Source organism: Beijerinckia sp. 28-YEA-48 (genome assembly GCF_900104955.1).
Lineage (GTDB): Bacteria > Pseudomonadota > Alphaproteobacteria > Rhizobiales > Beijerinckiaceae > Terripilifer.
This window is the reverse complement of the sequence record NZ_FNSI01000001.1, coordinates 4114555-4138629: the sequence shown is the minus strand read 5'-3', so window position 1 is coordinate 4138629 and position 24075 is coordinate 4114555. Positions and strand designations below refer to the sequence as shown.

Annotated in this window: 28 protein-coding genes; 14 read left to right on the top strand and 14 right to left on the bottom strand. The window is 61.7% G+C overall.

Features of this window, described 5'->3' with window-relative positions:
- Positions 1-45: 45 nt before the first annotated feature.
- The 7 genes from BLW50_RS19365 to BLW50_RS19335 all read right to left on the bottom strand — a co-directional run bounded on the left by BLW50_RS19365 (position 46) and on the right by BLW50_RS19335 (position 6347).
- A complete protein-coding gene (locus BLW50_RS19365) occupies positions 46-1035 on the bottom strand; it encodes a Bug family tripartite tricarboxylate transporter substrate binding protein (RefSeq protein WP_090705552.1) in 990 nt (329 codons plus the stop codon).
- Positions 1036-1223: 188 nt separating this feature from the next.
- A complete protein-coding gene (locus BLW50_RS19360) occupies positions 1224-1922 on the bottom strand; it encodes a glutathione S-transferase N-terminal domain-containing protein (RefSeq protein WP_090705550.1) in 699 nt (232 codons plus the stop codon).
- Positions 1923-2086: 164 nt separating this feature from the next.
- Positions 2087-3055, bottom strand: a complete 969-nt coding sequence (locus tag BLW50_RS19355) for an ornithine cyclodeaminase family protein (RefSeq protein WP_090705548.1) — start codon at positions 3053-3055, stop codon at positions 2087-2089.
- 11 nt (positions 3056-3066) lie between these two features.
- Positions 3067-4281 carry an amidohydrolase family protein gene (locus tag BLW50_RS19350; protein ID WP_090705545.1) on the bottom strand — a complete coding sequence of 405 codons (1215 nt, stop codon included), beginning with the start codon at positions 4279-4281 and terminating at the stop codon, positions 3067-3069.
- Between the two features lies 1 nt (position 4282).
- Positions 4283-4675, bottom strand: a complete 393-nt coding sequence (locus tag BLW50_RS19345; RefSeq protein WP_210186168.1) for a rhodanese-like domain-containing protein — start codon at positions 4673-4675, stop codon at positions 4283-4285.
- 22 nt (positions 4676-4697) lie between these two features.
- On the bottom strand, positions 4698-5267 hold the full coding sequence (locus BLW50_RS19340; protein ID WP_090705540.1) for a MarR family winged helix-turn-helix transcriptional regulator: 570 nt from the start codon (positions 5265-5267) through the stop codon (positions 4698-4700).
- A gap of 18 nt (positions 5268-5285) precedes the next feature.
- Positions 5286-6347, bottom strand: a complete 1062-nt coding sequence (locus tag BLW50_RS19335; RefSeq protein WP_090709382.1) for an LLM class flavin-dependent oxidoreductase — start codon at positions 6345-6347, stop codon at positions 5286-5288.
- Positions 6348-6480: 133 nt separating this feature from the next.
- Between BLW50_RS19335 and BLW50_RS19330 the strand changes: the two genes are divergently transcribed.
- Genes BLW50_RS19330 through BLW50_RS19310 form a run of 5 tightly spaced genes read left to right on the top strand, consistent with a single transcriptional unit; the run spans position 6481 to position 11060 of the window.
- On the top strand, positions 6481-7338 hold the full coding sequence (locus BLW50_RS19330; RefSeq protein ID WP_090705538.1) for a fumarylacetoacetate hydrolase family protein: 858 nt from the start codon (positions 6481-6483) through the stop codon (positions 7336-7338).
- Between the two features lie 26 nt (positions 7339-7364).
- Positions 7365-8399, top strand: a complete 1035-nt coding sequence (locus BLW50_RS19325) for a cupin domain-containing protein (protein ID WP_170850251.1) — start codon at positions 7365-7367, stop codon at positions 8397-8399.
- Positions 8399-9181 (top strand): ABC transporter ATP-binding protein, encoded by a 783-nt coding sequence (locus BLW50_RS19320; protein ID WP_090705534.1) that lies wholly within the window; start codon positions 8399-8401, stop codon positions 9179-9181. Before BLW50_RS19325 ends, BLW50_RS19320 begins: the two co-directional genes overlap by 1 nt.
- Positions 9181-10014, top strand: a complete 834-nt coding sequence (locus tag BLW50_RS19315) for an ABC transporter permease (RefSeq protein WP_090705532.1) — start codon at positions 9181-9183, stop codon at positions 10012-10014. The genes BLW50_RS19320 and BLW50_RS19315 overlap by 1 nt, the downstream gene beginning before the upstream one ends.
- A 38-nt stretch (positions 10015-10052) precedes the next feature.
- Positions 10053-11060: an ABC transporter substrate-binding protein gene (locus tag BLW50_RS19310; RefSeq protein ID WP_090705530.1), complete on the top strand. Its 1008-nt coding sequence runs from the start codon at positions 10053-10055 to the stop codon at positions 11058-11060.
- Positions 11061-11108: 48 nt separating this feature from the next.
- Here the strand turns inward: BLW50_RS19310 and BLW50_RS19305 are convergent, their stop codons facing one another.
- Entirely contained in the window at positions 11109-11993 is an 885-nt protein-coding gene (locus tag BLW50_RS19305) for an isocitrate lyase/PEP mutase family protein (RefSeq protein WP_090709379.1), read from the bottom strand.
- Between the two features lie 299 nt (positions 11994-12292).
- On the opposite strand from BLW50_RS19305, the gene BLW50_RS19300 reads away from it, so the two are divergent.
- The 3 genes from BLW50_RS19300 (at position 12293) to BLW50_RS19290 (ending at position 14201) form a co-directional block, all read left to right on the top strand.
- Complete coding sequence (locus BLW50_RS19300) at positions 12293-12736, top strand: lipid-binding SYLF domain-containing protein (RefSeq protein ID WP_090705528.1); 444 nt, start codon at positions 12293-12295, stop codon at positions 12734-12736.
- A gap of 111 nt (positions 12737-12847) precedes the next feature.
- Complete coding sequence (locus tag BLW50_RS19295) at positions 12848-13309, top strand: Rrf2 family transcriptional regulator (RefSeq protein WP_090705526.1); 462 nt, start codon at positions 12848-12850, stop codon at positions 13307-13309.
- Positions 13299-14201 (top strand): NAD(P)/FAD-dependent oxidoreductase, encoded by a 903-nt coding sequence (locus BLW50_RS19290; protein ID WP_090705523.1) that lies wholly within the window; start codon positions 13299-13301, stop codon positions 14199-14201. The genes BLW50_RS19295 and BLW50_RS19290 overlap by 11 nt, the downstream gene beginning before the upstream one ends.
- Before the next feature lie 3 nt (positions 14202-14204).
- Here BLW50_RS19290 and BLW50_RS19285 read toward each other — a convergent pair whose 3' ends face one another.
- Positions 14205-15425 carry a tlde1 domain-containing protein gene (locus tag BLW50_RS19285; RefSeq protein ID WP_090705520.1) on the bottom strand — a complete coding sequence of 407 codons (1221 nt, stop codon included), beginning with the start codon at positions 15423-15425 and terminating at the stop codon, positions 14205-14207.
- A 27-nt stretch (positions 15426-15452) separates the two neighbouring features.
- On the opposite strand from BLW50_RS19285, the gene BLW50_RS30740 reads away from it, so the two are divergent.
- The 5 genes from BLW50_RS30740 (at position 15453) to BLW50_RS19265 (ending at position 19351) form a co-directional block, all read left to right on the top strand.
- Positions 15453-15647, top strand: a complete 195-nt coding sequence (locus BLW50_RS30740) for a hypothetical protein (protein WP_170850250.1) — start codon at positions 15453-15455, stop codon at positions 15645-15647.
- Complete coding sequence (locus BLW50_RS19280; RefSeq protein ID WP_090705517.1) at positions 15634-17256, top strand: ABC-F family ATP-binding cassette domain-containing protein; 1623 nt, start codon at positions 15634-15636, stop codon at positions 17254-17256. The genes BLW50_RS30740 and BLW50_RS19280 overlap by 14 nt, the downstream gene beginning before the upstream one ends.
- A gap of 130 nt (positions 17257-17386) precedes the next feature.
- Positions 17387-17866 (top strand): cupin domain-containing protein, encoded by a 480-nt coding sequence (locus tag BLW50_RS19275; protein WP_090705515.1) that lies wholly within the window; start codon positions 17387-17389, stop codon positions 17864-17866.
- Positions 17867-18039: 173 nt separating this feature from the next.
- Positions 18040-18684, top strand: a complete 645-nt coding sequence (locus BLW50_RS19270) for a LysE family translocator (RefSeq protein WP_090709377.1) — start codon at positions 18040-18042, stop codon at positions 18682-18684.
- 34 nt (positions 18685-18718) lie between these two features.
- The gene (locus tag BLW50_RS19265) at positions 18719-19351 is read left to right on the top strand and encodes a hypothetical protein (protein WP_090705513.1); all 633 of its coding nucleotides are present in this window, start codon (positions 18719-18721) and stop codon (positions 19349-19351) included.
- Positions 19352-19397: 46 nt separating this feature from the next.
- On the opposite strand, the gene BLW50_RS19260 is transcribed toward BLW50_RS19265, so the two are convergent.
- On the bottom strand, positions 19398-19706 hold the full coding sequence (locus BLW50_RS19260) for a hypothetical protein (RefSeq protein ID WP_139267681.1): 309 nt from the start codon (positions 19704-19706) through the stop codon (positions 19398-19400).
- The gene (locus BLW50_RS19255) at positions 19703-19942 is read right to left on the bottom strand and encodes a hypothetical protein (RefSeq protein WP_090705509.1); all 240 of its coding nucleotides are present in this window, start codon (positions 19940-19942) and stop codon (positions 19703-19705) included. Before BLW50_RS19255 ends, BLW50_RS19260 begins: the two co-directional genes overlap by 4 nt.
- Positions 19943-20119: 177 nt before the next feature.
- Between BLW50_RS19255 and BLW50_RS19250 the strand changes: the two genes are divergently transcribed.
- Complete coding sequence (locus BLW50_RS19250) at positions 20120-20530, top strand: hypothetical protein (protein WP_090705507.1); 411 nt, start codon at positions 20120-20122, stop codon at positions 20528-20530.
- A 22-nt stretch (positions 20531-20552) separates the two neighbouring features.
- On the opposite strand, the gene BLW50_RS19245 is transcribed toward BLW50_RS19250, so the two are convergent.
- Genes BLW50_RS19245 through BLW50_RS19235 form a run of 3 tightly spaced genes read right to left on the bottom strand, consistent with a single transcriptional unit; the run spans position 20553 to position 24072 of the window.
- Positions 20553-21266 (bottom strand): ABC transporter ATP-binding protein, encoded by a 714-nt coding sequence (locus BLW50_RS19245; protein ID WP_090709375.1) that lies wholly within the window; start codon positions 21264-21266, stop codon positions 20553-20555.
- Complete coding sequence (locus BLW50_RS19240) at positions 21263-23032, bottom strand: branched-chain amino acid ABC transporter ATP-binding protein/permease (RefSeq protein ID WP_090705504.1); 1770 nt, start codon at positions 23030-23032, stop codon at positions 21263-21265. Before BLW50_RS19240 ends, BLW50_RS19245 begins: the two co-directional genes overlap by 4 nt.
- Positions 23029-24072 (bottom strand): branched-chain amino acid ABC transporter permease, encoded by a 1044-nt coding sequence (locus BLW50_RS19235; protein WP_090705501.1) that lies wholly within the window; start codon positions 24070-24072, stop codon positions 23029-23031. The genes BLW50_RS19240 and BLW50_RS19235 overlap by 4 nt, the downstream gene beginning before the upstream one ends.
- Positions 24073-24075 lie beyond the last annotated feature (3 nt).

Sequence of the window (24075 nt, the reverse complement as noted above, 5' to 3'; positions counted from 1 at the left end):
AGGAGTGCGCCAGGCGGACGTCTGGCTGATCTGCCAGAACGCTTCTTAGTTCTGCGGAATCTTGGCGAGCTTCACATACTCGCCCCATTCCTTGACCGCGGCCTGGAACATGGCATCGGCCTGCTCGGGCGTCCGCAACATCGGGTCGGCGCCCGACAGAGCCAAAAATTTCTTCGTCTCGTCGGTAGTGAGGATGTCGCGGAACATCGCGTTGATCTTGTCGAGGATCGGCTTTGGCGTTTCCTTCTGCACCATCACGCCCCACCAGATGTTGAGGTCCATCGGCACGCCGGTTTCCTTCATCGTCGGCACGTCCGGCAATGAAGACAGGCGATCCGACGAGCTCACGGCGAGCACCCGCATGCGGCCTTCGCGCACCTGCGCCAAAGCGAAGATCGGATCGTGGAAAGCAAAATCGAGCTTGCCGTCCTGCATCTCGTTGAGCGAATCCGGTGCGTTGCGATAGGACACTTCCACCGCCTCAACGCCGGTTGCCTGCTTATAGAGCGCGCCCATGATCGTGCCGGGGTTGGCGGCCGTGGCGTAAGTGGCCTTGGTGCCCTTCTTCTTCATCGCCTCCGTCAATTCCTGCATGGTCTTGTAGGGGCTCTTGGCGTCGACCAAGGCCATGAAGGCGAGATTGCTGGTGGTGGCGGCGACAGTGAGCGTCTTGGCGACGTCGACCGGGGGCTCCTTGAACAGGTGCATGGTGGCGGCAACGGTCGTGCCGGCGAACGGATAGAGCGTATAGCCGTCAGGCTTCGAGCGGGCGACATAGGTGGTAGCGATATTGCTGTTGGCGCCGACTTTGTTTTCGACGACGACATTCTTGCCGGTCTTCACGCGGATCTTTTCAGCGAAATAGCGCGCGAAAATGTCGGCGCCGCTGCCCGGCGGGAAGCCGCAGACGATCTGGAAATTCTGGCTCGGATACTCCTGCGCGAAAGCGCGAGATACGAAAGTTTCTGGCGTAATGGCCATGGCGCCGGCCGTGGCAGCGGCCCCATGCAGGAATTGCTTACGGGTAATTGTCATGTTTCCGTCCCCCTATGTCGGCTTTTCTGTGCGCCGTGCGGTTTGACCGTGGTCGAACGCCACAAAGACGCTTCAAAATAAAGAACGACGCGCGCCGTTCAAGCGCGCGTCAATAAGCGATCTCGCCGGCTTTTCAAAGCGCGCGCGTGAATGAAAGAGTCGGTGGGCACCGGCCCGTCTTGAAATGTTTAAGCGCGGGCGAACTGGCCACGGCCGAACAAGCGGTCCATATCCTGGGGCTTGGCAGTTTCGCGCACTGATTGGACCTTGCCGATCTTGGCCAAGGCGCGCTGCACCCCGTCGCGCTTCTCGATCGTGGAGAACCAGCGGGCGAGATGGGGCGTCTTTTCCGCGGCCTCCTTGTTGGCCATGTAAATGCGCATCCACGGCCAGGTGGAGATGTCGGCGAGGGAATACTCACGACCGCCAAGATAGGCGCTGGTGCTCAGCCGTTGCTCGATCAAGTCGATGATGCGCAACATCTCGGTGTGGTAGCGCGACAGTGAATATTCATTGTCCTTCGGCGCGAAGCGCGAGAAATGCACGAAATTACCAAAGTTCGGGCCGACGCCAGTGAGCTGGATCATCAGCCATTGCAGGACTTCCGTGCGGGCGCGCTTGTCCGCGGGCAGCAGCTTGCCGGTCTTCTCGGCCAGATAGAGCAGGATGGCGCCGGATTCAAAAACCGTGATCGGCTTACCGTCGGGGCCGTCGTGGTCGACGATGACAGGAATTTTTGCGTTCGGATTGAGCTTCATGAAGTCGGCGGTGAACTGATCGCCTTTCCACACGTCGACGAAATGTTCCTTGTAGGGAAGCTCGAGTTCCTCAAGGGCGATATAGACTTTTTGAACGTTGGGGCTCGTCAGCGCATAAAGATCGATCATGGTCCGCTCCGGGGGTAGGCGCATTTTCGAGCGAAGCGGTTTCCGGTTCGCGGGAAGAAAATGCGCCAAGAGAGAGTCTGGAGTTCGGTTCGGATTTTGACCGGAACCCAACTTCAGGGGAGCGGACTATAAGCCCAACGTCGAAACAGAGAAATGTCTTTCGCTCACCAGTCGACGTTGGTGCCGATATTCAAACGTTGGGCGTTTTGCAGCGCCAGTTCGGCGGCGGCGAGATCTTCCACGGCCAGGCCGAGCGATTTGAAACAGGTGGTCTGGTCCGGCGACGTGCGGCCGTGATGACGCCCGGTCAGGACCTCGCCCAGTTCGGCGCGGATGTGATCCGGGCCGATAAAGCCTTCTTGCAGCGCGAAAATATACTCGCCGGATTCGTTGATGGCCGATTCACGGCGATCGACATAAAGCTCCACCGCCTTCATTGTCGGACCGTCGAGTTCGCGCGCCACCGCCAGGCTCGATCCCACCGCATTGACGTGGCAGCCAGGCTTCAGCCACTCCAGCTTCAGGATCGGCTCGTAAGAACCGGTCACCGTGCAGACGACGTCGGCATCGGCGAGCCCTTCCTTGATCGTCGCCGCGAAGCTGCAATTCTTCTCCTGCGCCAATTGCGCGGCGCGGCCGGGCGAGCGGTTGGCGATGACGATCTCGGCGCTTGCCGGCAAAACCACGCGCATGGCATCCACATGGGCTTCGGCTTGCACGCCGGCGCCGATGATCGCCACCTTGCGGACCTCTTGCGGCATCAGGGCCGCCGTGGCGACGGCGGTGACAGCAGCCGTGCGGATGGCGGTGATCGAGGAGGCATCGACAATGCCGATCGGCCGTCCGTCATAGCCATCATGCAGGATCACCATGCCCTGGTGCGGATCGATGCCGCGCGCGCCATTGCCCGGCGTGACGCAAATCTCCTTCACCGACCATAGCCGCCGGTCCTCGGCCAGCCGCAAGGCCGGCATGAAGCCCATGCGGTTGGGCTCGCCCTCCGGCCGGGCTTTTAAGCGCAGCGGCAGGTAATAGGCGCCGTCGGCCAGATCGATCAGCGCTTGTTTCATCGCCACGACGCAATCGGCCATCGGCAAGGCGTGGACGACATCGTGATGGGTGAGAATGCGCATCGTTCCGCTTTCTAGTTACAGTTGAACCGGCCGGTGCCGTCGCCGTGACAGGGGCAGCCGGCTTCCAGCTTGATCGTATAGCGGGAGGGCGGTGTCTGTTCGCTGCGACCGCTGACCACGGGCTTACCGTCGATAAAGGCATAGGAAATGCCGGGCAAGTCGCCATGGGCGATGGCGTCGGCAAGCGACGTTCCGGCCGAACCTTCCACCGGGCCGCAGATCAGGAAATCGGCTGGAGCGCCTTCACGCAGAAAACCGACGTCGAGCCCATGCGCCAGCGCGGTGTTGCCGCTGGCGACGGCGATAGCTTCCGCCGGTGTCAGATCGCAGACCGAGGCGAGATAGCAAATATTGCGCAGCATGCCACGCGGCACCACGCCGGTGCCGCCGGGCGTGTCGGTGCCCAGAGTCATCCGGTGCAATTGGCCGCGCTCGCGCAGTCGACGCGCCGCCAAAAGAGTGGAGCGGTAATTGCCGGAGGTGCAGATTTCGAGCGCGAAACTCGTCTCGTCGATCACCCGATCAAGATCGGCGTCGCTCATCGGGATCGGGCCGCCCGAGACATGCGCGGCAATGTCCGGCTGCAGCCAGGACAGAATTTCATAGCCGCAGATCTGGCTGAGGCCAGAGCGCGAGACGCCGCCAGTGTGCACTTTGGTGCGGATGCCGCGTTCGCGGCACCAGCGCACATAGCGCTGAGCTTCCTCGGGATTGGTGCCGAGCGGATAGAACAGGAATTTCGCCAGGATGGCGCCGACCTTGGCCAGCCGGTCGAAATGCGCCTCTGTCATGCCCGGCACCAACAGCACCGTGCCGGCATGCAGTTTCACATTGCTCCAGCGCACCCGGCCGGTGGTCTGCCGCGTTACTTCCGCGAGCGCCGTGACGAGATCGGGCGTCAGATTGTTGTAGTCGAGGCCGGGCGCATGCAGTTCGCCGGCCGACACCATGGTCGTCGTGCCGCCGTGGAGATAGTTGCCGACCCAACCGATCGCATCCTGCGTCGGTGTCCATTCGCCGAGCACCGGATGAACATGGCCGTCGACCAGGCCCGGCAGAACAGCGCTGCCCTTGGCATTGATCACCGCATCGACCTTGGCGTCCGCCGCCACGTTCAGGGCGGCGATACGTCCGTCCTGCACCAGCAGAGAGCGCACGTCGGCGGTCGGCGCGGCGATATCGCCGGTGAAAAATTCGCCGATGTTTTCGACCAGCAGGCTCGTCAAATTACTTTTCCTTTTTCACCACGTCGCCGCCGGCATTTTTCCAGGCGGTGAAGCCACCTTCGAGATGGCTGACATTGGTCATACCCATATCGGTCAAGGTTTTCGCCGCCAAGGCCGAACGCCAGGCGCTAGCGCAATAGAGGATCAGGGTCTTCTGTCCGTCGCCGAGCGCCGGCTTGTAATAGGGGCTTTCGGGGTCGACCCAGAATTCCAGCATGCCGCGCGGCGCGCTGAGTGCGCCCTCGATCATGCCGTCGCGCTCCAGCTCGCGCGGGTCGCGGATGTCGACGAATTGCACACCGTCCTTGCCGCGCAGGGCCTTGGCCTCTTCGACCGGCACGGTTTTAACCACCGCATTAGCCTCGGCAAGCAGCTGCTTGTATCCCTTTTTCAACATCATGCTCTCCCGGACTATTTCAGCGGTTGACGGTGCCTCGAGCGGAGCTCGCCTCCGGCCGGTCTTTGCCGACGGCGGTTCGGCCTCGGCGCGGCGGCATAGCGGCCGGCTCGTCGATGGTGCCAGTGCGGCTGACGCCACGGTTGCCCTGCAGCAGCTTGTTGATCAGCGCCTTGAGCTTTTTCTGTTCGGTGGCGGTGAGCGGCGCCAAGAGATCTGATTCCGACTGCCAGACGCTGGGGCGCATGGAATCGAGTAGATTCCGACCGCGCGGCGTCAGGCGCACCGTGTAGCGGCGCTTATCGACACTGTCGCGGGCCCGTTTCAGCATGCCGCGCTGTTCGAGCTTGTCGACGACGACGCCAAGGGTCGATTTATCGAGCGCGATCTGGACGGCCAGCGCTGCCTGATCAAGTTCGGGCCGGTCGCGCACGGCGATCAGCACCGCATATTGGACCGAGGTGACACCAAACGAACCGTTGCTGCGCGTGAAATGCGCCACCGCGGTCTGCTGCAGGCGCCGCGCCAGATGGCCGGCACGGTCGTGCAAGCCATCGACGGAATCGTAGGTGTCGTCCTTATCGGCCATTTTGATCAGCCATCCTGGTTAGCCATGTTTGGGTCTGAACGGCATGACTTCCTTGGCGAATAGTTTCATCGAGGCGACTGCCTTGTCGTAGGGCAGCATGTTGAAGCCGATCTGTAGCGAAGCGTGTTCGAAGGGCCCGAACTCGTCAAACAGGCCGGCCACCGTCTCGCGCAATTCTTGCGGCGAGCCGATCCAAGCGGATTTCCCCTCGATCTGATTCTCCATATTAGTCGCCTTCAGCTTGTTCATGATGCTGGCGTAACCAGGATAATCATCAGAACTGGTGCCGGAAAGCCAGTCGGAAGCCGCGTCGACAAGAGAATGGAAATAACCTTCGATGAACGGCTTGGCCGTGGCGCGGGCCTGATCGCCATCGGGTTCACAATACATATGGAAGGCCAGCATGACCTCGCCGTCGCCGGGATGGCCAGCGGCGCGCCAGGCATCCCGGTAAATCTTGGTCAATTCCCGCATGCGGCCGCCGGCGATCGGAATGGCCATGATCGAATAGCCGTTACGGCCAGCATATTCGAAACTGTCGGGCGTGTTCAGTGCCGCGACATAGAATTTCGGCCGTGGCGTCTGGGTCGGGCGCGGCAGCGAGGTGGTGTTCTCGATGGTGAGAAACTCGCCCTTGTCGTTGACCACGTCCTGGCGCAGCAGCAGATCGATCTGGCGGATGCCTTCGCGGAAACGGCGCACGGATTCATTGGGTGAAATGCCAAAGCGGCGGAATTCATGCGGCAGGAAGGCGCGGGCGAAGCCGATATCGACACGACCGTTCGACAGCGCGTCGGTCATGGCGATCTCGCCGGCCATTTTCAGCGGATTGCTGAACACGGGCAGAAGCGCGCCGGTGATCAAACGCATCTTGCGCGTTCTTTGAGCAAGCGATGCTAGGAAAAGCAGCGGATTGGGGCTGTAGCCACCGTAGTAGTGGAAATAATGCTCAACCATGCGGCCGTGGGTGAAGCCCAGATGCTCGGCCTGTTCGGCAATGCTCAGGCACTCTTCGAAATAGCGGGCTGCTGACTTTTCCTCAGGCTTCACGTCCGGAAAAAACTGAACGCCGTATTCCATCGTCATCCTCCGCCAAATAAGTGCGTATACTCACGATTAGTATACGCATAATTTTTGTTGCGCAAGATTTCCACTCTGGTCTAGCATCGTCCGTGCCTTAAAGGCTGGCCCTCACAGGCTGGGAGATGTGTGTATGCGCCTTTGTCGATTTGAGCCGAACCGGTTTGGTGTCATTGAAGGTGAGTGGATTGCCGATGTGACCGAGCTGGTCCTTGGCAGCTTGCCGCCGCTGGTTTACCCCGCAACCGCAGGCGATCCTTTGATCGCGGCTCTGCCGGGCCTGCTGCCCAGGATTCGCGAGGCCGCCGCCAAGGCGCCGCGCAAGGCGCTCGCCGATGTGCGTCTGCTCAGCCCGGTCGGCATGCCGGGTAAGATCATCGGCGCGCCGGCCAATTACATGAAGCATGTTGCCGAGGTTGCCGCCGACAAGGCGATCAATCAGGGCGTCGTCGGCAAGACGATCGACGATCTGGGTCTGTTCCTGAAGGCTGGAACATCGGTCGTCGGTCCCAGCGCTGGCATTGAGGTGCATTTCGCCGATCGCCGCACCGACCACGAGGGTGAACTGGTCGCCATTATCGGCAAGGGCGGTAAGGACATCCCTTACGAAAAGGCGCTCGACCATGTGTTTGGCTATACGCTGGGCCTCGACATGACGCTGCGTGGCGCCGAGGATCGCAGCCTGCGCAAGTCGGTCGATAGTTATGCGGTGATGGGGCCGTGGATGGTCACCGCTGACGAGATCGCCGACCCCAACGCTGTCGACCTGTGGCTCGACGTCAACGGCGAGCGGCGTCAGGAATCTTCAACTAGCTACATGATTTTCAACACGCAGAAGCTGATTGCCTATGCCTCGCGCTTTTACACCTTGCAGCCCGGTGACTTGATCATGACGGGAACGCCGGAAGGCGTTGCGCCGGTCGTGCCAGGCGATACGATCGCGCTGACGGTGCCGGAGATCGGCACCATGCACGTGCAGGTTCGCGGCTGATGGAAAGCGGAGCGGCGGCAAGCTCAATGGCGAGTTCGACAGAGTGGGAGGACGGGCTGCGCGCCCGCCACCTCATTCCGCTGTGGCAGGTGATGCGCGGCATGCTGCCGAGCGAACCGACGCCTGCCGCCGTGGCGCATCACTGGCGCGCCACCGATTTCAATCCCGATCTTGAACGGGCCGCTCAGCAGATTTCCGCCGAGCTTGCCGAACGCCGCGTGCTACTGTTCGAAAACCCGTCTTATCCCGGTGAGTCCCGCATCACCGCCACCCTGCATGCCGGCATTCAATATCTATTGCCCGGTGAAACGGCGGCACCGCATCGTCATGCCCAGTCGGCCCTGCGGTTTATTCTTGAAGGGACGGGCGCTTATACCGAGGTCGGGGGCGAGCGTTTCGCCATGGCGGCGGGCGACCTGATCCTGACGCCAGCCTTCGCCTGGCACGGCCATGGCAATCCCGGCAACGGCGCCGTAGCCTGGCTCGACGGCCTCGATCTGCCGATCGTCCGGCTCATGGGCACGACTTTCGCGGAAATGAAATCGCCGCCGGGCGGTGTTCCGGCAAGTCCTGAAGGGTCTGCCATGGCCCGTTTCGGCAGTGGCATGCTGCCGGCCGAGGCGGAACCTGTGCGGGTCGCCTCGCCGCGCATCCACTATCCCTATGTGCAGGCGCGCGGTGCGTTGGCGCAACTGGCCAAGGGGTCACCCACTGACGTGGTGCATGGCTACCGGCTCGCCTACGCGCATCCGCAGACCGGCGGCCCGATCATGCCGACCATGGCCGCCTATTTGCAGCTTTTGCCGAAAGGCTTTGCAGGTGCCTTCTATCGCAGCACCGAGGCTCTCGTGTTCAGCGTCGCCGAGGGCGAGGGGCGCACGACAGTTGTTGGCATCAATGGTGCAGAGACCACTTTTACGTGGTCACGTCATGACCACTTCGTTATTCCAGGCTGGCTCCGGTTTCGCCACGAGGCAAGTCACGAGGCTGTTCTTTTCAGCTTCAGCGACAAGCCTTTACAGCAGACCATGGGACTCTGGCGAGAGGTGCGGGAAAGTTGATGTCGTCTGCCATATCGTTATCACGTATCGAGAAATGGTTCGGCACGGGTGCGGAAGCCGTGCATGCGTTGGCGCCGACCGATCTAGCGGTCGCCGAAGGCGAGTTCGTCGTGTTGCTGGGGCCATCCGGCTGCGGCAAAACGACTCTTCTGCGCATGATCGGCGGTCTGCTTGAGCCGACGCGCGGAATGCTGAAGGTCGAAGAGAAGGAATTGTGGAGCCATGGCGCGCGCCAGGGCCAGGCCTTGTCCGAACTCGGCATGGTCTTCCAGGACGCCAATTTGTTTCCGTGGCTGTCGATTGAAGACAATATCGCTTTGCCGCTCGAGCTGAAGGGCGCCGGTGCCGCTGAGCGTCGCGCCAAGGCGCAAGAGCTGACCAAGCTCGTCGGCATCTCCGGCTTTGAAAAGCGCTGGCCGCGCGAACTGTCTGGTGGCATGCGCCAGCGCGCCGCCATTGCAAGAGCGCTCTCCTACAATCCGAAAATCCTGCTCATGGACGAGCCGTTCGGCGCGCTCGACGCCATGACGCGCGACACCATGAACCTCGAATTGCAGCGGATCTGGCTGGAGACGCGCAAGACCATCGTGCTGGTCACCCATTCGATTTCGGAAGCCGTCTTCCTTGCCGACCGGATCGTGCTGCTGTCGCCGCGTCCCGGTCGCATCGATACGATTATCGATGTGCCGATGCCGCGCCCCCGCTCGCTCGACGTGCAGGCGAGCAAGGATTTCCAGGAGATTGCTAAAATGTTGCGCCATCGTCTGGCGGAGATTTCGTGATGAGCGCCGTGAGCCATAACGACATCGTCTCGAAGCCCCCGGCCGCCGCGCGTCGCAAGCCCCTGCGCGAGAGCGTCTTGCCGTGGATCACCACGCCGCTGCTGCTGATCTTGCTGATCGGTATCTGGCACTTCTATGTCGCCGCCACCAATCTGTCGCCGTTCATTCTGCCGGCACCGGCGAAGGTCTGGGATGCCTGGATCGACATGCTGATGTCGCCGCGCGCCTGGAGCCACACGCTGCAGACCGTTTATGTGACAGTGGTCGGCTTCCTCTGGGCACTGGTCATCGGCGTTGGGCTTGGCGTGTTGCTGGGTCGCTCCCGCTGGCTCGAATTGACGCTCAATCCCTTCATCGTCGCCACCCAGGTTATTCCGAAAGTGGCGTTGCTACCTCTTTTCATCGTCTGGTTCGGGTTCGGCAGCACGCCGAAGGTGATCGTCGCCGCCGTTCTCGCCTTCTTCCCCATTCTCACCAATACGGTGTTGGGCGTGAAGTCGGTCGACGCCGGCCATAAGGATGTGATGACCAGTCTCAATGCGAGCAATTGGCAGATCTTCCGCCGGCTCGAACTGCCGTCATCACTGCCCTACATCATCACCGGCATGGAAGTCGGCATCGTGCTGGCCATCATCGGCGCCATCGTCGGCGAATATCTTGGCGGCAATGCCGGCCTCGGCTTCATGCTGGTCTCGAAGATGAATGGCTACGAGACCGATGGCCTGTTTGCCGTCATCATTCAGATGACCCTGCTGGGCTTCTTCTTCTATTTCGCCACAGGTGCGCTGAGGCGCTTCCTCATTCCGTGGCACCAGTCGGTCAATCTCAAATAAGCGGCATAAGCCGTCTATAAGCGAAGGGGGAGTATGAGATGTTAGACAGGCGTAGGTTTATCAAAACATCCGCGGCGGCCACCACCGCCGCGTCGTTAGGCTTCCCGGCGATCGTTCGCGGGCAGACGCGCGATCAGGTCTCCCTGATGACCCCCTTCGGCTTCATTCCCGACTTCATCGAAATGATGAATGCGGTCTCGGGCGGCCATTTTGCTGCGCAAAATCTCGACGCCAAGATCATTGGCGGCCAAGGTGGTGCGCAGGCCATGCAGCAACTTGTTGCCGGCCAGGTCGATATCCTGCGCGCCGCCAGCCTCGATGTCATGCTGGCTAAGGGCCAGACCAATGTGCCGCTGGTGTCGATCGCCACCATCTACCAAGGCGGCACATTCCACATGATCAGCCCGAAGTCGAAGCCGATCGAAAAGGCCGAAGACTTGAAGGGCAAGACCGTCGGCCTGGTGACACGTGGTGGCACCAGCGACATCTTGCTCGATCTGGTTCTGGCTAAAGCGGGTCTCAAGCCTGATGACGTCAAGCGTGAAGCCACCGGCAACAGCCCTGGCGCCATGCAATTCGTCAAACAGGGCCGTGTCGATTGCTTCTTTGGTTCGCTGCTCGTCGTTATCGCGCTGCAGAACATGAAGGAAGAGATTCTCGCTTGGTCGATCGACCGCTACGCGCCGATGCCGGGCCAGACCTATGTGGTCACCCAGCAGACGGCGGAAAAGAAGGGCGCGATCCTGACCCGCGCGGTGCGGGCGCTGCACGCCTCGGCCGTGGAAATGGTCGACAAGCCGCTGAAGCCGATCTTCGAGCGCGCCGCCAAGGATTTCGAAATCCCTGGTATGCGCGATCTCGACAGCGTCGTGGCTCAGGAAAAGGCGACGATCGACCAGCTCTGGCTTTCGGAAGGGCGCGAGAACCTGATGCGCAATGTTCCCAAGCTCTGGCAGGCTGGCGTCAGCGCGCTGCGCGAGAACAAGATCGGCAATCCCGGCGAAGCCGAGACGCTCTACACCAATAAATTCCTCGACGCGAAGTAGTCGAGGATAGGACCGCTGCGCTTTGCGCAGCGGTCATTTAACTGGCCTTCAGCCTTCGTATTGCACCGCGTCGGCCAACAGGGCTTCGGTGCCGAGCAGGTCGTTGAGCTCATCGAAATCGAGCATACTATCCTTCAGCGCCGCGTTGCTGCCCTGCTGGCGCAGATTGCCATAATAATCCTGCGTCAATCTGCCGAAGGCGCGCACGATGCCGCCAGGGAAGATCACCAGCTTGAAGCCGATGGCGGCGAGTTCGGTGGCGGTCAGCGACGGTGTGCGGCCGCCCTCCACCATATTGGCCAACAGCGGCCGCTGGCCGCCGAACCGCGTGCAGATGGTGGCGAGATCGTCGCGCGACGGCGGCGCTTCGATAAACAGAATGTCGGCGCCGGCCTGCGCATAAAGCGCGGCGCGCTCCAAGGCTGGCTCCAGCCCTTCCACCGCCGCCGCATCGGTGCGCGCGATCACCAGCATGCGCTCGGACGCGCGGGCATCGACGGCAGCCTTGATCTTGCCGACCATTTCGCCGGCGGCGATGACGCTCTTGTTGCGCAGATGGCCGCAGCGTTTCGGAAAGGTCTGGTCTTCGATCTGGATCGCCGCCGCGCCGGCGCGTTCGAACAGGCGCACGGTGCGTTGCGTGTTGAGCGCATTGCCATAGCCGGTGTCGCCGTCAACGATGATCGGGCAGGCAACGCGCGCCGTGATCAGCGACAGGGTTTCGGCCATTTCGGTTGCCGTGACGAGGCCGATGTCCGGCCGCCCCAGCCGCGTATAGGCGACGGCCGCACCGGAGAGATAGAGACAGGAGAAGCCGGCGCGTTCGGCGACGAAGGCCGTGAAGGCATCATAGACGCCCGGCGCGACAATGATGTCTTTGCCTTGCAATTGTTCCGGCAGTCCAGCTCCCGGTGCTCTTGGCGTCGTCTGCATATCCATTCCCTGTGTCTTCATGCTTCGGGCCGGCGCGTTGGCCAAATCAATGCCGCTGTAGCATGGCGCTCCGGCAAACGAAAAATGAAGCGGTGAAAGTGCAATGTCGAGGTGTTTCGGCCCGTCGTGACTTTTAGCCCTTGCCGATCGATTTGGAGCGTGCCCATCTGCCTAGCCGGCCTCGGATGGAACTTTATCAGCTGATAAAGATTGCTATCTAGCCAGGTCCGCTCGCTATTTCCCGCGCCATGAGCCGGGAATATGTGGGGCGTGTCGGTTACTTTTGAACGGAGCAGAACATGCGGATTTCCTCTTTCCTTGGTGCGGTTGCTTTCAGTGCTTCCGTTGCCGTCGCTTCTGTTGCCGGGTCTTCGGCCGCCTTGGCCGATAGCGGCGCTGTCCGCATCAATATCGTCAAGGGCGGCTTCTTCGTTGGGGCCTCTGGCGGGGACGGCGTATTGCGCTTCCGCGGTCGTAACTATCCCCTATCGATCGGCGGTCTCAGCGCCGGCTTGGTCTTTGGCGCGTCGCAGGCCAACTTGCGGGGCCGGGTGACCAATATCCGCCGCGCCTCCGATGTCGCGGGTGTCTACGGCGCCGTCGGCGCTGGCGGTGCGGTCGGCGTCGGCGCCGGGGCTATCGTGCTGCAGAACAATAAGGGCGCGGTCCTGCGCCTCGAAGGCCGGCAGGTAGGCCTGATCGCCAATGTCGATCTGAGCGGCCTGTCGATCTCGCTACGCTAGGGCAAATCGCAAAGCGATTTTGCCCGGACGGGCTATATTTCAAATCGCCTTGTCAGCACCCGCTTCGGCGGGTGCTTGACTCTTCCGCTATCATGTAACATATAAAGTTGCATGAAGCGCGATAGCAAACTTTCCGGCGTCCTGCATGTCCTTTTGCACATGCTCGGCAGCAAGGCGCCAGCCACCTCCGAACATCTGGCCTTGATGATGGGGACCAATCCGGTCGTCGTCCGCCGGGTCATGGCCGGCCTGCGCGAGCAGGGCTTCGTCACCTCGGCCAAAGGCCACGGCGGCGGCTGGCTCATCGCCTGCGATCCGGCCAAGGTGACTCTGGCGGACATTTACGCCGCCGTCGGCGAACCCACCGTCATCGCCATGGGGCATCGCAGCGAAACGCCGGAATGCCTCGTCGAACAGGCGGTGAACCGCGCGCTCGATGATGCCTTCCGTGAAGCCGAGAGCGTCTTCGCCAAGCATCTGAAAACCGTAACGCTGGCCGCCTTGTCGGAAGACTTCAATCGCCAGCTCGCCGCCCGTGGCCTGAATCTGGAAAGCCAGACCCATGCAATATGACGCTCTCATCATCGGCGGCAGTTTCGCCGGCCTCTCCGCCGCCATGCAGCTGGCGCGCGCCAATCGCGCGGTCTGCGTTATCGACAGCGGCCAACCGCGCAATCGCTTCGCCGCAGCCTCGCACGGTTTCTTCGGGCAGGACGGCATGCCGCCGCGCCAGATGCTGGCGCAGGCCCGCGCCAAGCTGGCCGCTTATCCCAGCGTGCGCTTCGTCGAAGGCCAAGCGTCGAACGCCGCCGCCGAGGAAAACGGTTACGCCGTCACCCTCGCCGATGGCGGCCAGCTTGCCGCACGCAAGCTCATTCTCGCCTTCGGTCTCAGGGATGGATTACCCGACATTCCAGGTCTGACGGAACGCTGGGGCGAGACGGTCAATCATTGCCCCTATTGCCACGGCTACGAGTTCCTGCATCGCCCGCTGGGTGTGATCAGCTCCCATGCGCATTCGGCGATCCAGGCGCAGCTCCTTGCCGATTGGGGACCGACGACCTTTTTCCTCAATGGCGGCGACAGACCGGATGCCGAAACCTCAGCGCGTCTGGCCGCGCGCAACGTGACGATCGAACCGGAGCGGATCGTGGCGCTCGAAGGCGAAGCGCCTGCGCTATCAGGCATACGTCTCGCCGATGGACGCTTTGTCGAACTCGCCGCCCTCTTTGTCGCGCCGCGCACGTCCTTCCAATGTGCGATCGCCGAGCAATTGGGCTGCGCGCTCGAGGACGGGCCGATGGGGCACGTCATTCAAACCGATGCGATGAAACAAACCAGTGTGCCCGGCGTCTATGCGGCGGGAGATATCGCAAGGCCTATGCACAACGCCACGTTTGCTTCAGCCGATGGCGTCATGGCCGGTGCCGGCGTGCATCATGCTCTGGTGTTCGGCGCGGGTTAAACCCTACACGCCACCTGCGTTCGCGGCGACGTTACGGCCGTTGCGGCGCGAGGCGAAGCTCGGCAGCGCGTCGCCGCGTCCGGTGACGACGACGATGCGCCGCACTTCACCGCGCAGATAAGCCTGCAGGAAGCGGTTGTAGTCCTTGAAGGAGATGCAGCCGTTGGAATCGCCGCGCGGTCCCAGCATGTAGGTGTGGGCGAGAATACCGCCGCGCCCGTGAATGGCGCCGCTGCCGCCAACCGGATTCATGCGGATGGCGCGCACGCCGTGAAACAGCGCTTCGCGTTCGACCAGATTGTACGTGCCGGGCGGCGTCGCGCCTTGCATGCGCACATGGACGTAGTTGGGATCGTCCAGCTTATCGCCGAGGCCGGAATGGGCTTCGAGCACTTCGCCGTTCGGCAAGGTCACGGCGCGGGCGGAGATATTGTAGACGGCGGTGCCAGCCGTGACGGCCGGATTGGGCGCCGGGTTGATCGATGGGGCGGAGCGCAGATTGATGTCGGCTTCCGGCGACGCATAGGCGAGCGCCGGGCCCGGTGCTCCGGCTGGCTGCGGGTTGAACAGCTTTTCGAAGAAGGAGCGATTGTCGGCGGTCTGCGGTGTTGCCGGCACGACGGTCGTCTGCGCCCGCTGCGTCTGCCGGTTGTTACGGGCCTCGGTGCGCGGCTCGGTGAAGCGCAGCTCCGGCGGGCGCGGTACGGGCATGGGGATGGGCGCGGGATCGAGAGCGGCGGGCTCCAGGTTGGCCATCGCCTGCGGCGCCTGTTCAACCGGCTCCACTTCAACTGGCTCGGCCCGCGCAGTCTGCATATCGCTTTGCGGCAAGTAAGTTTGTGGTTCTGCCGGCGCTTCGGGAATGGCGCGGGCGATGCGGAAGCCCGGCGTCAGCGGTGCGTCCTGGCGGAAGGCCATGACGCCTGCCGGCAGGGTCGGCGTCGGCTGCATCATCAGGGCGTAGTCGTCGGTGGTCGCGGCCATTGCCCGGCGTGCCGGTGAAAGCGCCGGTTCGAGCGCCTGCGTCGGCGCGATGCTGCCGGTTACTTCGTAGGAAACCCCGGTCAGGCTCGATATGTCGTGCTGGCTGGCCAAATGGCCGCCGATCCCGATCGTCGCGACCAGGAGTGCGGAAAGGGCCACTGCTGAGAGAAAAGTGCCGCGGCGGGTCAGGCGACGGCGCGGCAGGGCCACGCCGCCTGACGAAACTGGGCTGAACTGCATCGATTTTTACTCAACAGAAGCACAAACTTGAACGAAGCTCATTCAGCGCCGGTTTGGTTAATCTTCGATAAAGTCCAGGCTTATCTCGGGCTTTTTCCTGTCCGGCCCGGTCAGATCGTCGCAACAGGACCCTTCGTCACATTCTGGATGACGCCGGCCCGTGCCATAGAGCGGCGCAAATCCCTGAAAAACCAGCCTTCGGTTCCCCATGATCCGCCTTGAAAACATCAGCAAGCAGAACGGCCACCAGATCCTTTTCATCGAGGCGTCGGCAGGGCTCCTGAAGGGCGAAAAAATCGGTCTCGTCGGCCCCAACGGCGCCGGCAAGACCACTTTGTTCCGTATGATCAAGGGTGAGGAGCTGCCGGACGAAGGCCAGGTCGGCGTCGATCGGGGCACCACCATCGGCTATTTCAGCCAGGACGTCGGCGAAATGGCCGGCCGCAGCGCCGTCGCCGAAGTGATGGACGGGGCGGGACCGGTCTCGACCGTCGCCGCCGAACTGAAGGAACTGGAAACCGCTATGGTCGATCCCGACCGGGCGGACGAAATGGAAAGCCTGATCGAGCGCTACGGCGAGGTGCAGGCTCGTTTCGAAGAACTCGATGGCTATGCGCTTGACGGCCGGGCGCGCGAAGTACTCGCCGGCCTGAGCTTTACCGAGGAGATGATGGACGGCGATGTCGGCGCCTTGTCAGGCGGCTGGAAGATGCGCGTCGCCTTGGCGCGCATTCTGCTGATGCGCCCCGATGCCATGCTGCTCGACGAGCCGAGCAACCATCTCGATCTCGAAAGCCTGATCTGGCTGGAAGAGTTTTTGAAGGGCTATGAGGGCGCGCTGCTGATGACCTCGCATGACCGCGCCTTCATGAACCGCATCGTCGGCAAGATCATCGAGATCGACGGCGGTACGCTCACCACCTATTCGGGCGACTATGAATTCTACGAACAGCAACGCGCGCTCAACGAGAAGCAGCAGCAGGCGCAGTTCGAGCGCCAGCAGGCCATGCTCGCCAAAGAGATCAAGTTCATCGAGCGCTTCAAGGCACGCGCCTCCCATGCCGCGCAGGTGCAGAGCCGCGTCAAGAAGCTCGAGAAGATCGATCGCGTCGAGCCACCGCGCCGCCGCCAGACCGTGATGTTTGAATTTCAGCCGGCGCCGCGCTCCGGCGACGACGTGGTGGCGTTCAAGAACGTGCACAAGCGCTACGGCAATCGCGCCATCTATGAAGGGTTCGATTTCACCGTGCGCCGCAAGGAGCGCTGGTGCGTCATGGGCGTCAACGGCGCTGGTAAATCCACCTTGCTGAAACTGGTCGCCGGCTCCACCGAGCCCGACAATGGCACGGTGGCGCTCGGTGGCAGCGTCAAGATGGGTTATTTCGCTCAGCACGCCATGGACCTGCTCGATGGCGACCGTACCGTGTTCCAGTCGTTGGAGGATTCCTTCCCGCAGGCAGGGCAAGGGTCGTTGCGCGCGCTCGCTGGCTGTTTCGGTTTCTCCGGCGATGACGTCGAGAAGAAATGCCGCGTGCTGTCAGGTGGCGAGAAGGCGCGTCTGGTGATGGCGAAAATGCTGTTCGATCCGCCGAACTTCCTGGTGCTCGACGAGCCGACCAACCATCTCGACATCGCGACCAAGGAAATGCTCATCCAGGCGCTCGGCAATTACGAGGGCACCATGCTGTTCGTCTCGCATGACCGGCACTTCCTCGCCGCGCTGTCGAACCGCGTGCTGGAGCTGACGCCCGAAGGCATCCACCAATATGGTGGTGGCTATAATGAATATGTCGCGCGCACCGGGCAGGAGGCACCGGGTCTGCGGCATTAGCCGATAAAGAAAATGCGCCAAAGAAGCTTTCGTTAGGCGTTTCTAAGCATTGAGGTTTTCCGGGCGGATCGCCCCTGGTAGGAAGGGCGTCGTCGGCGCGGAGCGCCGGACATTGTCTAGGGAGAATCTCATGCGCCGCACCGCTCCGGCTTTATTGGTCGCGCTTTTCGCTTTCGGTGCTGCGTCGGTCGCTGTTCGCGCCGAAGGTCCGGTGACCCTGCCGGCGCCGCAAGCGACACAACCGCCCTTCGTGCCGGCGCCCGTGCGCGTCAAGCCGATCATGTCGACGACCACCACGGTCTCTGGTCAACCAATCGTCTTTCCGCAGGGGCCGGGCCGGGTGGTCGCCGGCGAATACATCATCGCGCCGGGCGCGGTGCTGCCGCTACACCAGCATCCGTTTCCGCGCTTCGCCTATGTGCTGCAGGGTCAGCTCGAGGTCGAGAACCGCGATAGCAATCAAATCTACCATTACAAGCCAGGTGACGTGGTGATCGAAATGATCGGCCAGAACCATCTCGGCCGCAACATCGGCGACGAGCCTGTGCGCCTCATCGTTTTCGACACGACGCCGGCCAATGTCGAGAGCAATGTGACGATCGCCAAATAACGCGGTTGACGCGATTGCAGTAGCCAAAGCATTTTCGAGCGAAGTGGAGGCCGGTTCGCGTGAAGAAAATGCGTCTAGCAGAAAACTAGAGCTCTTTCGGTTCTGATGGAAACAGAACCGGAAAAGCTCTAGGCTTGATAGCCGAGACATGTTTTGAGCGAAGGGACTGCATGATGGAGATTGTTGTTCCCGGCGCGACCAATCTTGGCCTGTTCCTCAGCGCCGCTTTTGTTCTGCTCATCATTCCAGGGCCGGCGGTGCTCTATATCATCGGCCGTTCGCTGACCCAGGGCCGTGGCGCCGGCCTGGTGTCGATCCTTGGGGTTCACACAGCGACCTTGGTGCATGTGGCAGCGGCCGCACTTGGCCTGTCGGCCATCCTCGCTGCCTCGGCGCTTGCCTTTTCCATCGTCAAATATGCCGGCGCGGCCTATCTGATCTGGCTCGGTCTGAAGAAGATCTTTGGCCGCGATGAGGCCGGTACGGCGGCTGCGCCGGTGCACGGCCATGGTCGCTTGTTTCGCGACGGTTTCGTCGTCAATCTGCTTAATCCGAAGACGGCGCTGTTCTTCCTCGCCTTCCTGCCGCAGTTCGTCGAACCGGAACGCGGCCATGTCGCCATGCAGATGGCTGTGCTCGGCTTTCTCTTCACCGGGCTCGGCCTGATCACCGATACATGCTATGCGCTCGCCGCCGGCAGCGCCCGCCACTGGCTGAAAGGCAACGGCACATTCCTGAAGAGCGAGCGCTATATCACCGGCACGCTCTTCATCGGCCTCGGCCTGACGGCGGCTTTCGCCGGCAACCAGAAGAAGTAGCGAAGCGGGATGTTTCCGTCCTTGGTCGTTGCCTATGCCTCCTGATGTGCGTGGCCAACATGCATCATCTCGGGATGACGAACCTCTGGCCTTTGCCGACAGAGGTTGCGAGCCCTTCAGCGGCTGCGCTTGGCGCTTCGCTATTGCGATTCTGACGCTGATTGTTTGTAGCCTCTTCTACTTCAGCTCTCCGCTGACTCTGTTTGGCATCTTCTTTTTACCAAATTGGTACGTGCTCATACCGATACTTGTAGGTGTGATCGCGACCGTTATGGTTTCGATGTGGATCAAATCGCGCTGGGCGGCGTTTATTTCAGCCGCGATATTTGCGTTGGTGATCGTGCCACTCAGCATGTTTGTTCTCGACAAAGTCAAAGAGCGAGCCATCGTGCAACTGCAGCCCGAGGCAGTTATCTCCCATTCATTCGCGGAATCTGCTGATCGATTGTTTTGGGTAGATATGTATTTTGTTCACGCTGCTGTTCTGAAGAACTGCAAAGTTTATAGCTGGAGCTATCGGCAGATGGCATTCTTCGAATTGAAGACAAATGTCGCTCGAAATGTGGTGCCAGTTAAATGGGGAACTAATTGTCATTGGTGGCGCCAAGAGCCTAGCACTGCCAAGCGCGATAATGTTCCGCCTGAAACGAGCTACAGTGTCCCCTGATATAGGGTGCAGCTCGCCGGCAATACTGCCCCAGGAACGCTGGCCGCTACATCGCGCTCCCACGCCGGATCGCATCCATATCCCGCCCGAAGCCGCGATTCAGCGCCTGCTCGATCTCGGCGATGAGCTTGCGTGCCTCGCTTGGCGAAAACAGCACGCGTTCGGGTGCTGAGCCGTGCAGGGTGAGCGCCACCTGGCCATCGTCGCCTTCAATGGAGATTTCGCGCTGGCAGCTTGGCGTGCGGATCAGCTCGCGCTTGACCTCGGCGACCAGCTCCCGCCGCACGGCGTGTTGAATGGCGTCTTGATGGTGGAACGGACGGGCAATGTGTCTGGCTAAAGCACGCATGGTCACTCAACCTCGTTAGGGGTTTCACCGAACCGGGCGATGATCACCGCCGGTGCGAAATCGCCGGCGGTCGGGTCTCCCGTGCGCGAGAAGGCGATGGCGCCGGCACTCACCGCCGCCATGGACTTGGCGCCGCGCGTCGCGGCGTAGCCGCTCTGGAAGTCGCGGGCTTCGCCCGCCACCAGGTCGCCCTCCTCGTTGGCTACGAAGGGCAGGGCCACGTAATAAGTCACATCAGTCATAAGGCACCTCCCGCGCCCCGCGCGGCTGAGGCACTGGCACGCAAGAAAAGATCGGCAAACCCATTCGGCGGGTAGCTGGCGTATGAGAACAAATCAGGAACAATAAGTCAAGCCCGTTCTGTCCCATCGCCCGCCGGAAAGGCATGCAGCTAGGACACGCAGGTTGCTGGCCCAGGTGTGCCGCAAAACCAAGTTCGCAGCACCAATGTCTCGTTGCGCGATCTCGCCAACCAACCCGATAACGGTGAGCGTCTGGCATTCAGTGAATATCACGCGGTGGGTTCGGCTGGCGCGGCTTTCATGCTCGCCGATGGTCGCTACAAGTTCCATCACTACGAAGGTTTTGAGCCCGAACTGTTCGATCTCGTGACGGACCCTGGTGAGACGGACAATCTTGCTGAAAGCTCCGAGCATCGCGAAACCGTGGTCCGCTTCAGTCAGCGTCTGAACGATCTTGTCGATCCGCAAGCAGTCGATCGTCGTGCTAGAGCCGATCAGGCGGCACTCGTCGCACGCTTTGGCGGACGCGATCAGGCTCTCAAAACCGGCACGCCTGGCGCCACGCCTGTGCCCGCGACGAGCGTCTGAACCTGCGCCCGCGCGCGAAGCCTTAATGGCCGCCGAGATAGGCGCTGATCAGCTTCTCGTCGTGGATCAGCGTGTTCGCTGGACCTGACTGGACGATCTCGCCGGTCTCGATGACATAGCCATAATCGGCCGTTTCGAGCGCGGCGCGGGCGTTCTGTTCGACCAGAAGGATCGACACACCGAGCTCCCGCAACGAGGCGATGGTGCGAAAAATTTCCCTCACGATCAGCGGCGCGAGACCCAGGCTCGGCTCGTCCAGCATCAACAGTGTCGGCCGGCTCATCAAGGCGCGGCCGAGCGCCAGCATCTGCCGCTCGCCACCGGACAATGTGCCAGCCAATTGCTTGCGCCGTTCCTTCAGGCGGGGAAAGCGGTCGAACACACTGTCCAGGTCCTGCGGCACCTGCGAGCGATCCTCCCGGCTGTAGGAGCCTAGGATCAGGTTGTCGTAGACGGACATGTCGTGAAACAGTTCACGCTTCTCGGGCACGAGGCAGAGGCCTTGGCCGACGCGGCTCTCGACATCGAGCCGCGACAGATCCTGGCCGAGATATTCCATCCGCCCAGATGATTTAAGGAGCCCGATGATCGCCATCATCAGCGTCGTCTTGCCGGCGCCGTTGGGGCCGATCACGGTGACGATCTGGCCAGGTTCGATGGACAGCGAGACGTTATGAACCGCCTCGACCTTGTCATAGGACACGCAGACGTTCTCGATCGACAATAAAGCCATTATGCGACAGCCCCGAGATAAGCTTCCTGAACGCGCGCGTCGCTGCGGATGTCTTTGGGCTCGCCTTCGCAAAGCTTGGAGCCGAAATCCATCACGACGATACGGTCGACCAGCCCCATGACGAAATCCATATCGTGCTCGACCAGGAGAATGGTCAGATGGTCGGAGCGTAGCGATTTGAGGAGCGCCGCGAGCTGGAGTTTCTCCTGCCGTCGCAGGCCGGCTGCCGGTTCGTCGAGCACCAGCAGAACCGGATCGGCGGCCAAGGCGCGAGCGATTTCCAGTACACGTTGGCTACCAAGTGGCAGATTGCCGGCTAGTTCAAACGGCTTGTCGCCGAGGCCGACGCGCTTCAGCTGCGCGAGCGCTTCCTGATACGCACTCGCTTCCTCTTCCTTGTTCAGCCGCAATGCGCCGCGCAGGAAGCCGGTCTTGGTGCGCGGATAGGTGCCAAGCAGGACATTATCGATCAAGGTCATGCGCGGCCGCAGCTTCACATGCTGGAAGGTGCGGGCGATGCCGGCCTTGGCGATCTGATATTGCCGCTTGTTGGCGACCGATGTGCCCTGGAAGGCAATCTCGCCGCCGCTCAGCTTCGATGCCCCGGTGATGAGGTTGAACATGGTGCTCTTGCCGGCGCCGTTGGGTCCGATCAGGCCGAGAATCTCGCCGGAGCGGACTTCGAAACTGACTTCGTTCACGGCCACCAGGCCACCGAACCGACGCACGGCTGAATCCACTTTGAGAATGGTCTCTCCCGGCGGCGGCTGCGTCCGGCGCGGCAGGGGTGGTGCGGGTGGTGGCGCTTCGCGGATGGGTTCGGGCAAGAACTTGCTGACGAAAGGCACGATGCCTTGCCGGGCCCGTTGCAGGAACAGGATGAACAGGGCCGAGAAGGCGACGATTTCCAGCTGGCCGGACGCACCCTTGGCGATCAAGGGCAGATAGTCCTGGATGCTGTTCTTGAGGATGGTGACGATGGCCGCGCCGACGATGCCGCCGATCACGCTGCCGGCGCCGCCGATCATCGCCATCATCAGATACTCGATGCTCATCCCCGCTTCAAACGGCGTCGGGCTGACGAAGCGGCTCATATGCGCATAGAGCCAGCCGGACATGGCCGCCAGAAAGGCCGCGATGATGAAACTGGCAAGCTTGATCCAGAAGGCGTTGACGCCCAGGCTCTCAACCAGCGTATCGCCGCCGCGCAACGTGCGCATGGCACGCCCGACGCGCGAGTTGAGCATGTTGTAGGAGACAATGACGGCGATGACGACAATGGCCCAGATCAGATAATAGATCTGCGTGCTTCGGATCAGTTCGATGCTGCCGATCGAAATCGGCGGAACCGAGGCAATGCCGTTGTAGTTGCCGAGCCCATCGATGTTGCCAAACATATAGGCGATCGCCAGGCCCCAGGCGATGGTGCTCAGCGACAGAAAATGTCCTTTGAGCCGCAGGGTGACGACGCCCAGAAAGGCCGCGATGCTGCACGTCAGCGCAACGCCAAGGATCAGGCCGAGCCAGGGCGAATAGCCGTTCGTGGCCGATAGCCAAGCCGTCGCATAGGCGGAGATGCCGACAAAGGCAGCCTGACCGAAGGAAACGATACCGCCGACGCCCGTGAGAAGCGCCAGGCCGATCGCGACGAGCGAATAGATCCCGATATAGTTCAGCAAGGTCACGGAGAATGAGCCGAGAACCAGCGGCGCGGCGGCAAGGCAAAGGATGGCGAGCGCGCCGATGAGGAGAATCTGAGAGCGCCTCATTCGTCAACTTCCTCTTCCGAATGGAGCGTCGCGAGGGATCGCCAGATGAGGATGGGAATCAGCATGGAGAAAACGATCACGTCCTTGAAGGCGCTGCTTTGGAAAGAGGCGAAGCTTTCCAGAATGCCGACGAACAGGGCGCCGATCGCGGTTCCGGGATAGCTGCTCAATCCGCCGATGATGGCGCCGACAAAGGCTTTCAGGCCGATGAGGAAGCCGGAGTCGTAGAAGATGGTGTTGACCGGCGCGATCAGAATGCCCGAGACGCCGGCCATCAGCGAACCAAGAAGATAAGCGACCGTGCCGGCGCGGGCCGGTCGAATACCCATCAGCCGCGCGCCCGTGCGATTGACCGCCGTGGCGCGCAGCGATTTGCCCACCAGCGTAAAATCGAAGAACAGGAACAGCAGCGCGCTGAAGACGACCGCCGCGACCACGATGAGGATCGTCTGGCCCGACAGGATGATGCCGGCGACGTCGAGATGGTAGGACGTCAGCGGCTCGGTGCGCACCCCCTCCGGGCCAAAGAACAACAGTCCCAGCCCTACCAGAGCAAAGTGTAGCGCGACGGAGACGATCAGCAGCAGCAGCACTGTTCCATCGGCGATGGGGCGGAAGACGATGCGATCGAGCAGGGGCGCGATCGGCAGGATGAGCAGCAGCGCCATGGCGAGGCGAACCGGCAGAGGCGGCGCCAATGGGATGAGCAGCCGCACGGCCAGCGCGATGGCCAGCGGTATGACCAGATAATACAGTAAGGCGCTTGGGATCTCGCGATAGTCCTGTTTGCGGACCAACGACGTGACTTCAATGACCGTGGCGAGGCAGGCAAGGCCGGCCAGAAGGCCAATCGTGCCGGGAACCTGCCCCGTATCCAGAGCCGCGAGCGTCAGCGCCGTGAAGGCGGCGATGTCTCCAAACGGAATGAAGATCACGCGTGTGACGGTGAAGATGAGAACGGTACCGATCGCGACCAGAACGTAGATGGCACCGGTCGCGATGCCATCTACACCAAGGATCGCCGCAATATCAGGCGTCATGTG

Bases quoted from the DNA above. Each gene is read 5' to 3' on its own strand.
- BLW50_RS19365 (WP_090705552.1), bottom strand. From the start codon at position 1,035: ATGACAATTACCCGTAAGCAATTCCTGCATGGGGCCGCTGCCACGGCC.
- BLW50_RS19360 (WP_090705550.1), bottom strand. From the start codon at position 1,922: ATGATCGATCTTTATGCGCTGACGAGCCCCAACGTTCAAAAAGTCTAT.
- BLW50_RS19355 (WP_090705548.1), bottom strand. From the start codon at position 3,055: ATGCGCATTCTCACCCATCACGATGTCGTCCACGCCTTGCCGATGGCC.
- BLW50_RS19340 (WP_090705540.1), bottom strand. From the start codon at position 5,267: ATGGCCGATAAGGACGACACCTACGATTCCGTCGATGGCTTGCACGAC.
- BLW50_RS19335 (WP_090709382.1), bottom strand. From the start codon at position 6,347: ATGGAATACGGCGTTCAGTTTTTTCCGGACGTGAAGCCTGAGGAAAAG.
- BLW50_RS19330 (WP_090705538.1), top strand. From the start codon at position 6,481: ATGCGCCTTTGTCGATTTGAGCCGAACCGGTTTGGTGTCATTGAAGGT.
- BLW50_RS19325 (WP_170850251.1), top strand. From the start codon at position 7,365: ATGGCGAGTTCGACAGAGTGGGAGGACGGGCTGCGCGCCCGCCACCTC.
- BLW50_RS19320 (WP_090705534.1), top strand. From the start codon at position 8,399: ATGTCGTCTGCCATATCGTTATCACGTATCGAGAAATGGTTCGGCACG.
- BLW50_RS19315 (WP_090705532.1), top strand. From the start codon at position 9,181: ATGAGCGCCGTGAGCCATAACGACATCGTCTCGAAGCCCCCGGCCGCC.
- BLW50_RS19310 (WP_090705530.1), top strand. From the start codon at position 10,053: ATGTTAGACAGGCGTAGGTTTATCAAAACATCCGCGGCGGCCACCACC.
- BLW50_RS19305 (WP_090709379.1), bottom strand. From the start codon at position 11,993: ATGCAGACGACGCCAAGAGCACCGGGAGCTGGACTGCCGGAACAATTG.
- BLW50_RS19300 (WP_090705528.1), top strand. From the start codon at position 12,293: ATGCGGATTTCCTCTTTCCTTGGTGCGGTTGCTTTCAGTGCTTCCGTT.
- BLW50_RS19295 (WP_090705526.1), top strand. From the start codon at position 12,848: ATGAAGCGCGATAGCAAACTTTCCGGCGTCCTGCATGTCCTTTTGCAC.
- BLW50_RS19290 (WP_090705523.1), top strand. From the start codon at position 13,299: ATGCAATATGACGCTCTCATCATCGGCGGCAGTTTCGCCGGCCTCTCC.
- BLW50_RS19285 (WP_090705520.1), bottom strand. From the start codon at position 15,425: ATGCAGTTCAGCCCAGTTTCGTCAGGCGGCGTGGCCCTGCCGCGCCGT.
- BLW50_RS19280 (WP_090705517.1), top strand. From the start codon at position 15,634: ATGATCCGCCTTGAAAACATCAGCAAGCAGAACGGCCACCAGATCCTT.
- BLW50_RS19275 (WP_090705515.1), top strand. From the start codon at position 17,387: ATGCGCCGCACCGCTCCGGCTTTATTGGTCGCGCTTTTCGCTTTCGGT.
- BLW50_RS19270 (WP_090709377.1), top strand. From the start codon at position 18,040: ATGGAGATTGTTGTTCCCGGCGCGACCAATCTTGGCCTGTTCCTCAGC.
- BLW50_RS19265 (WP_090705513.1), top strand. From the start codon at position 18,719: ATGCCTCCTGATGTGCGTGGCCAACATGCATCATCTCGGGATGACGAA.
- BLW50_RS19255 (WP_090705509.1), bottom strand. From the start codon at position 19,942: ATGACTGATGTGACTTATTACGTGGCCCTGCCCTTCGTAGCCAACGAG.
- BLW50_RS19240 (WP_090705504.1), bottom strand. From the start codon at position 23,032: ATGAGGCGCTCTCAGATTCTCCTCATCGGCGCGCTCGCCATCCTTTGC.
- BLW50_RS19235 (WP_090705501.1), bottom strand. From the start codon at position 24,072: ATGACGCCTGATATTGCGGCGATCCTTGGTGTAGATGGCATCGCGACC.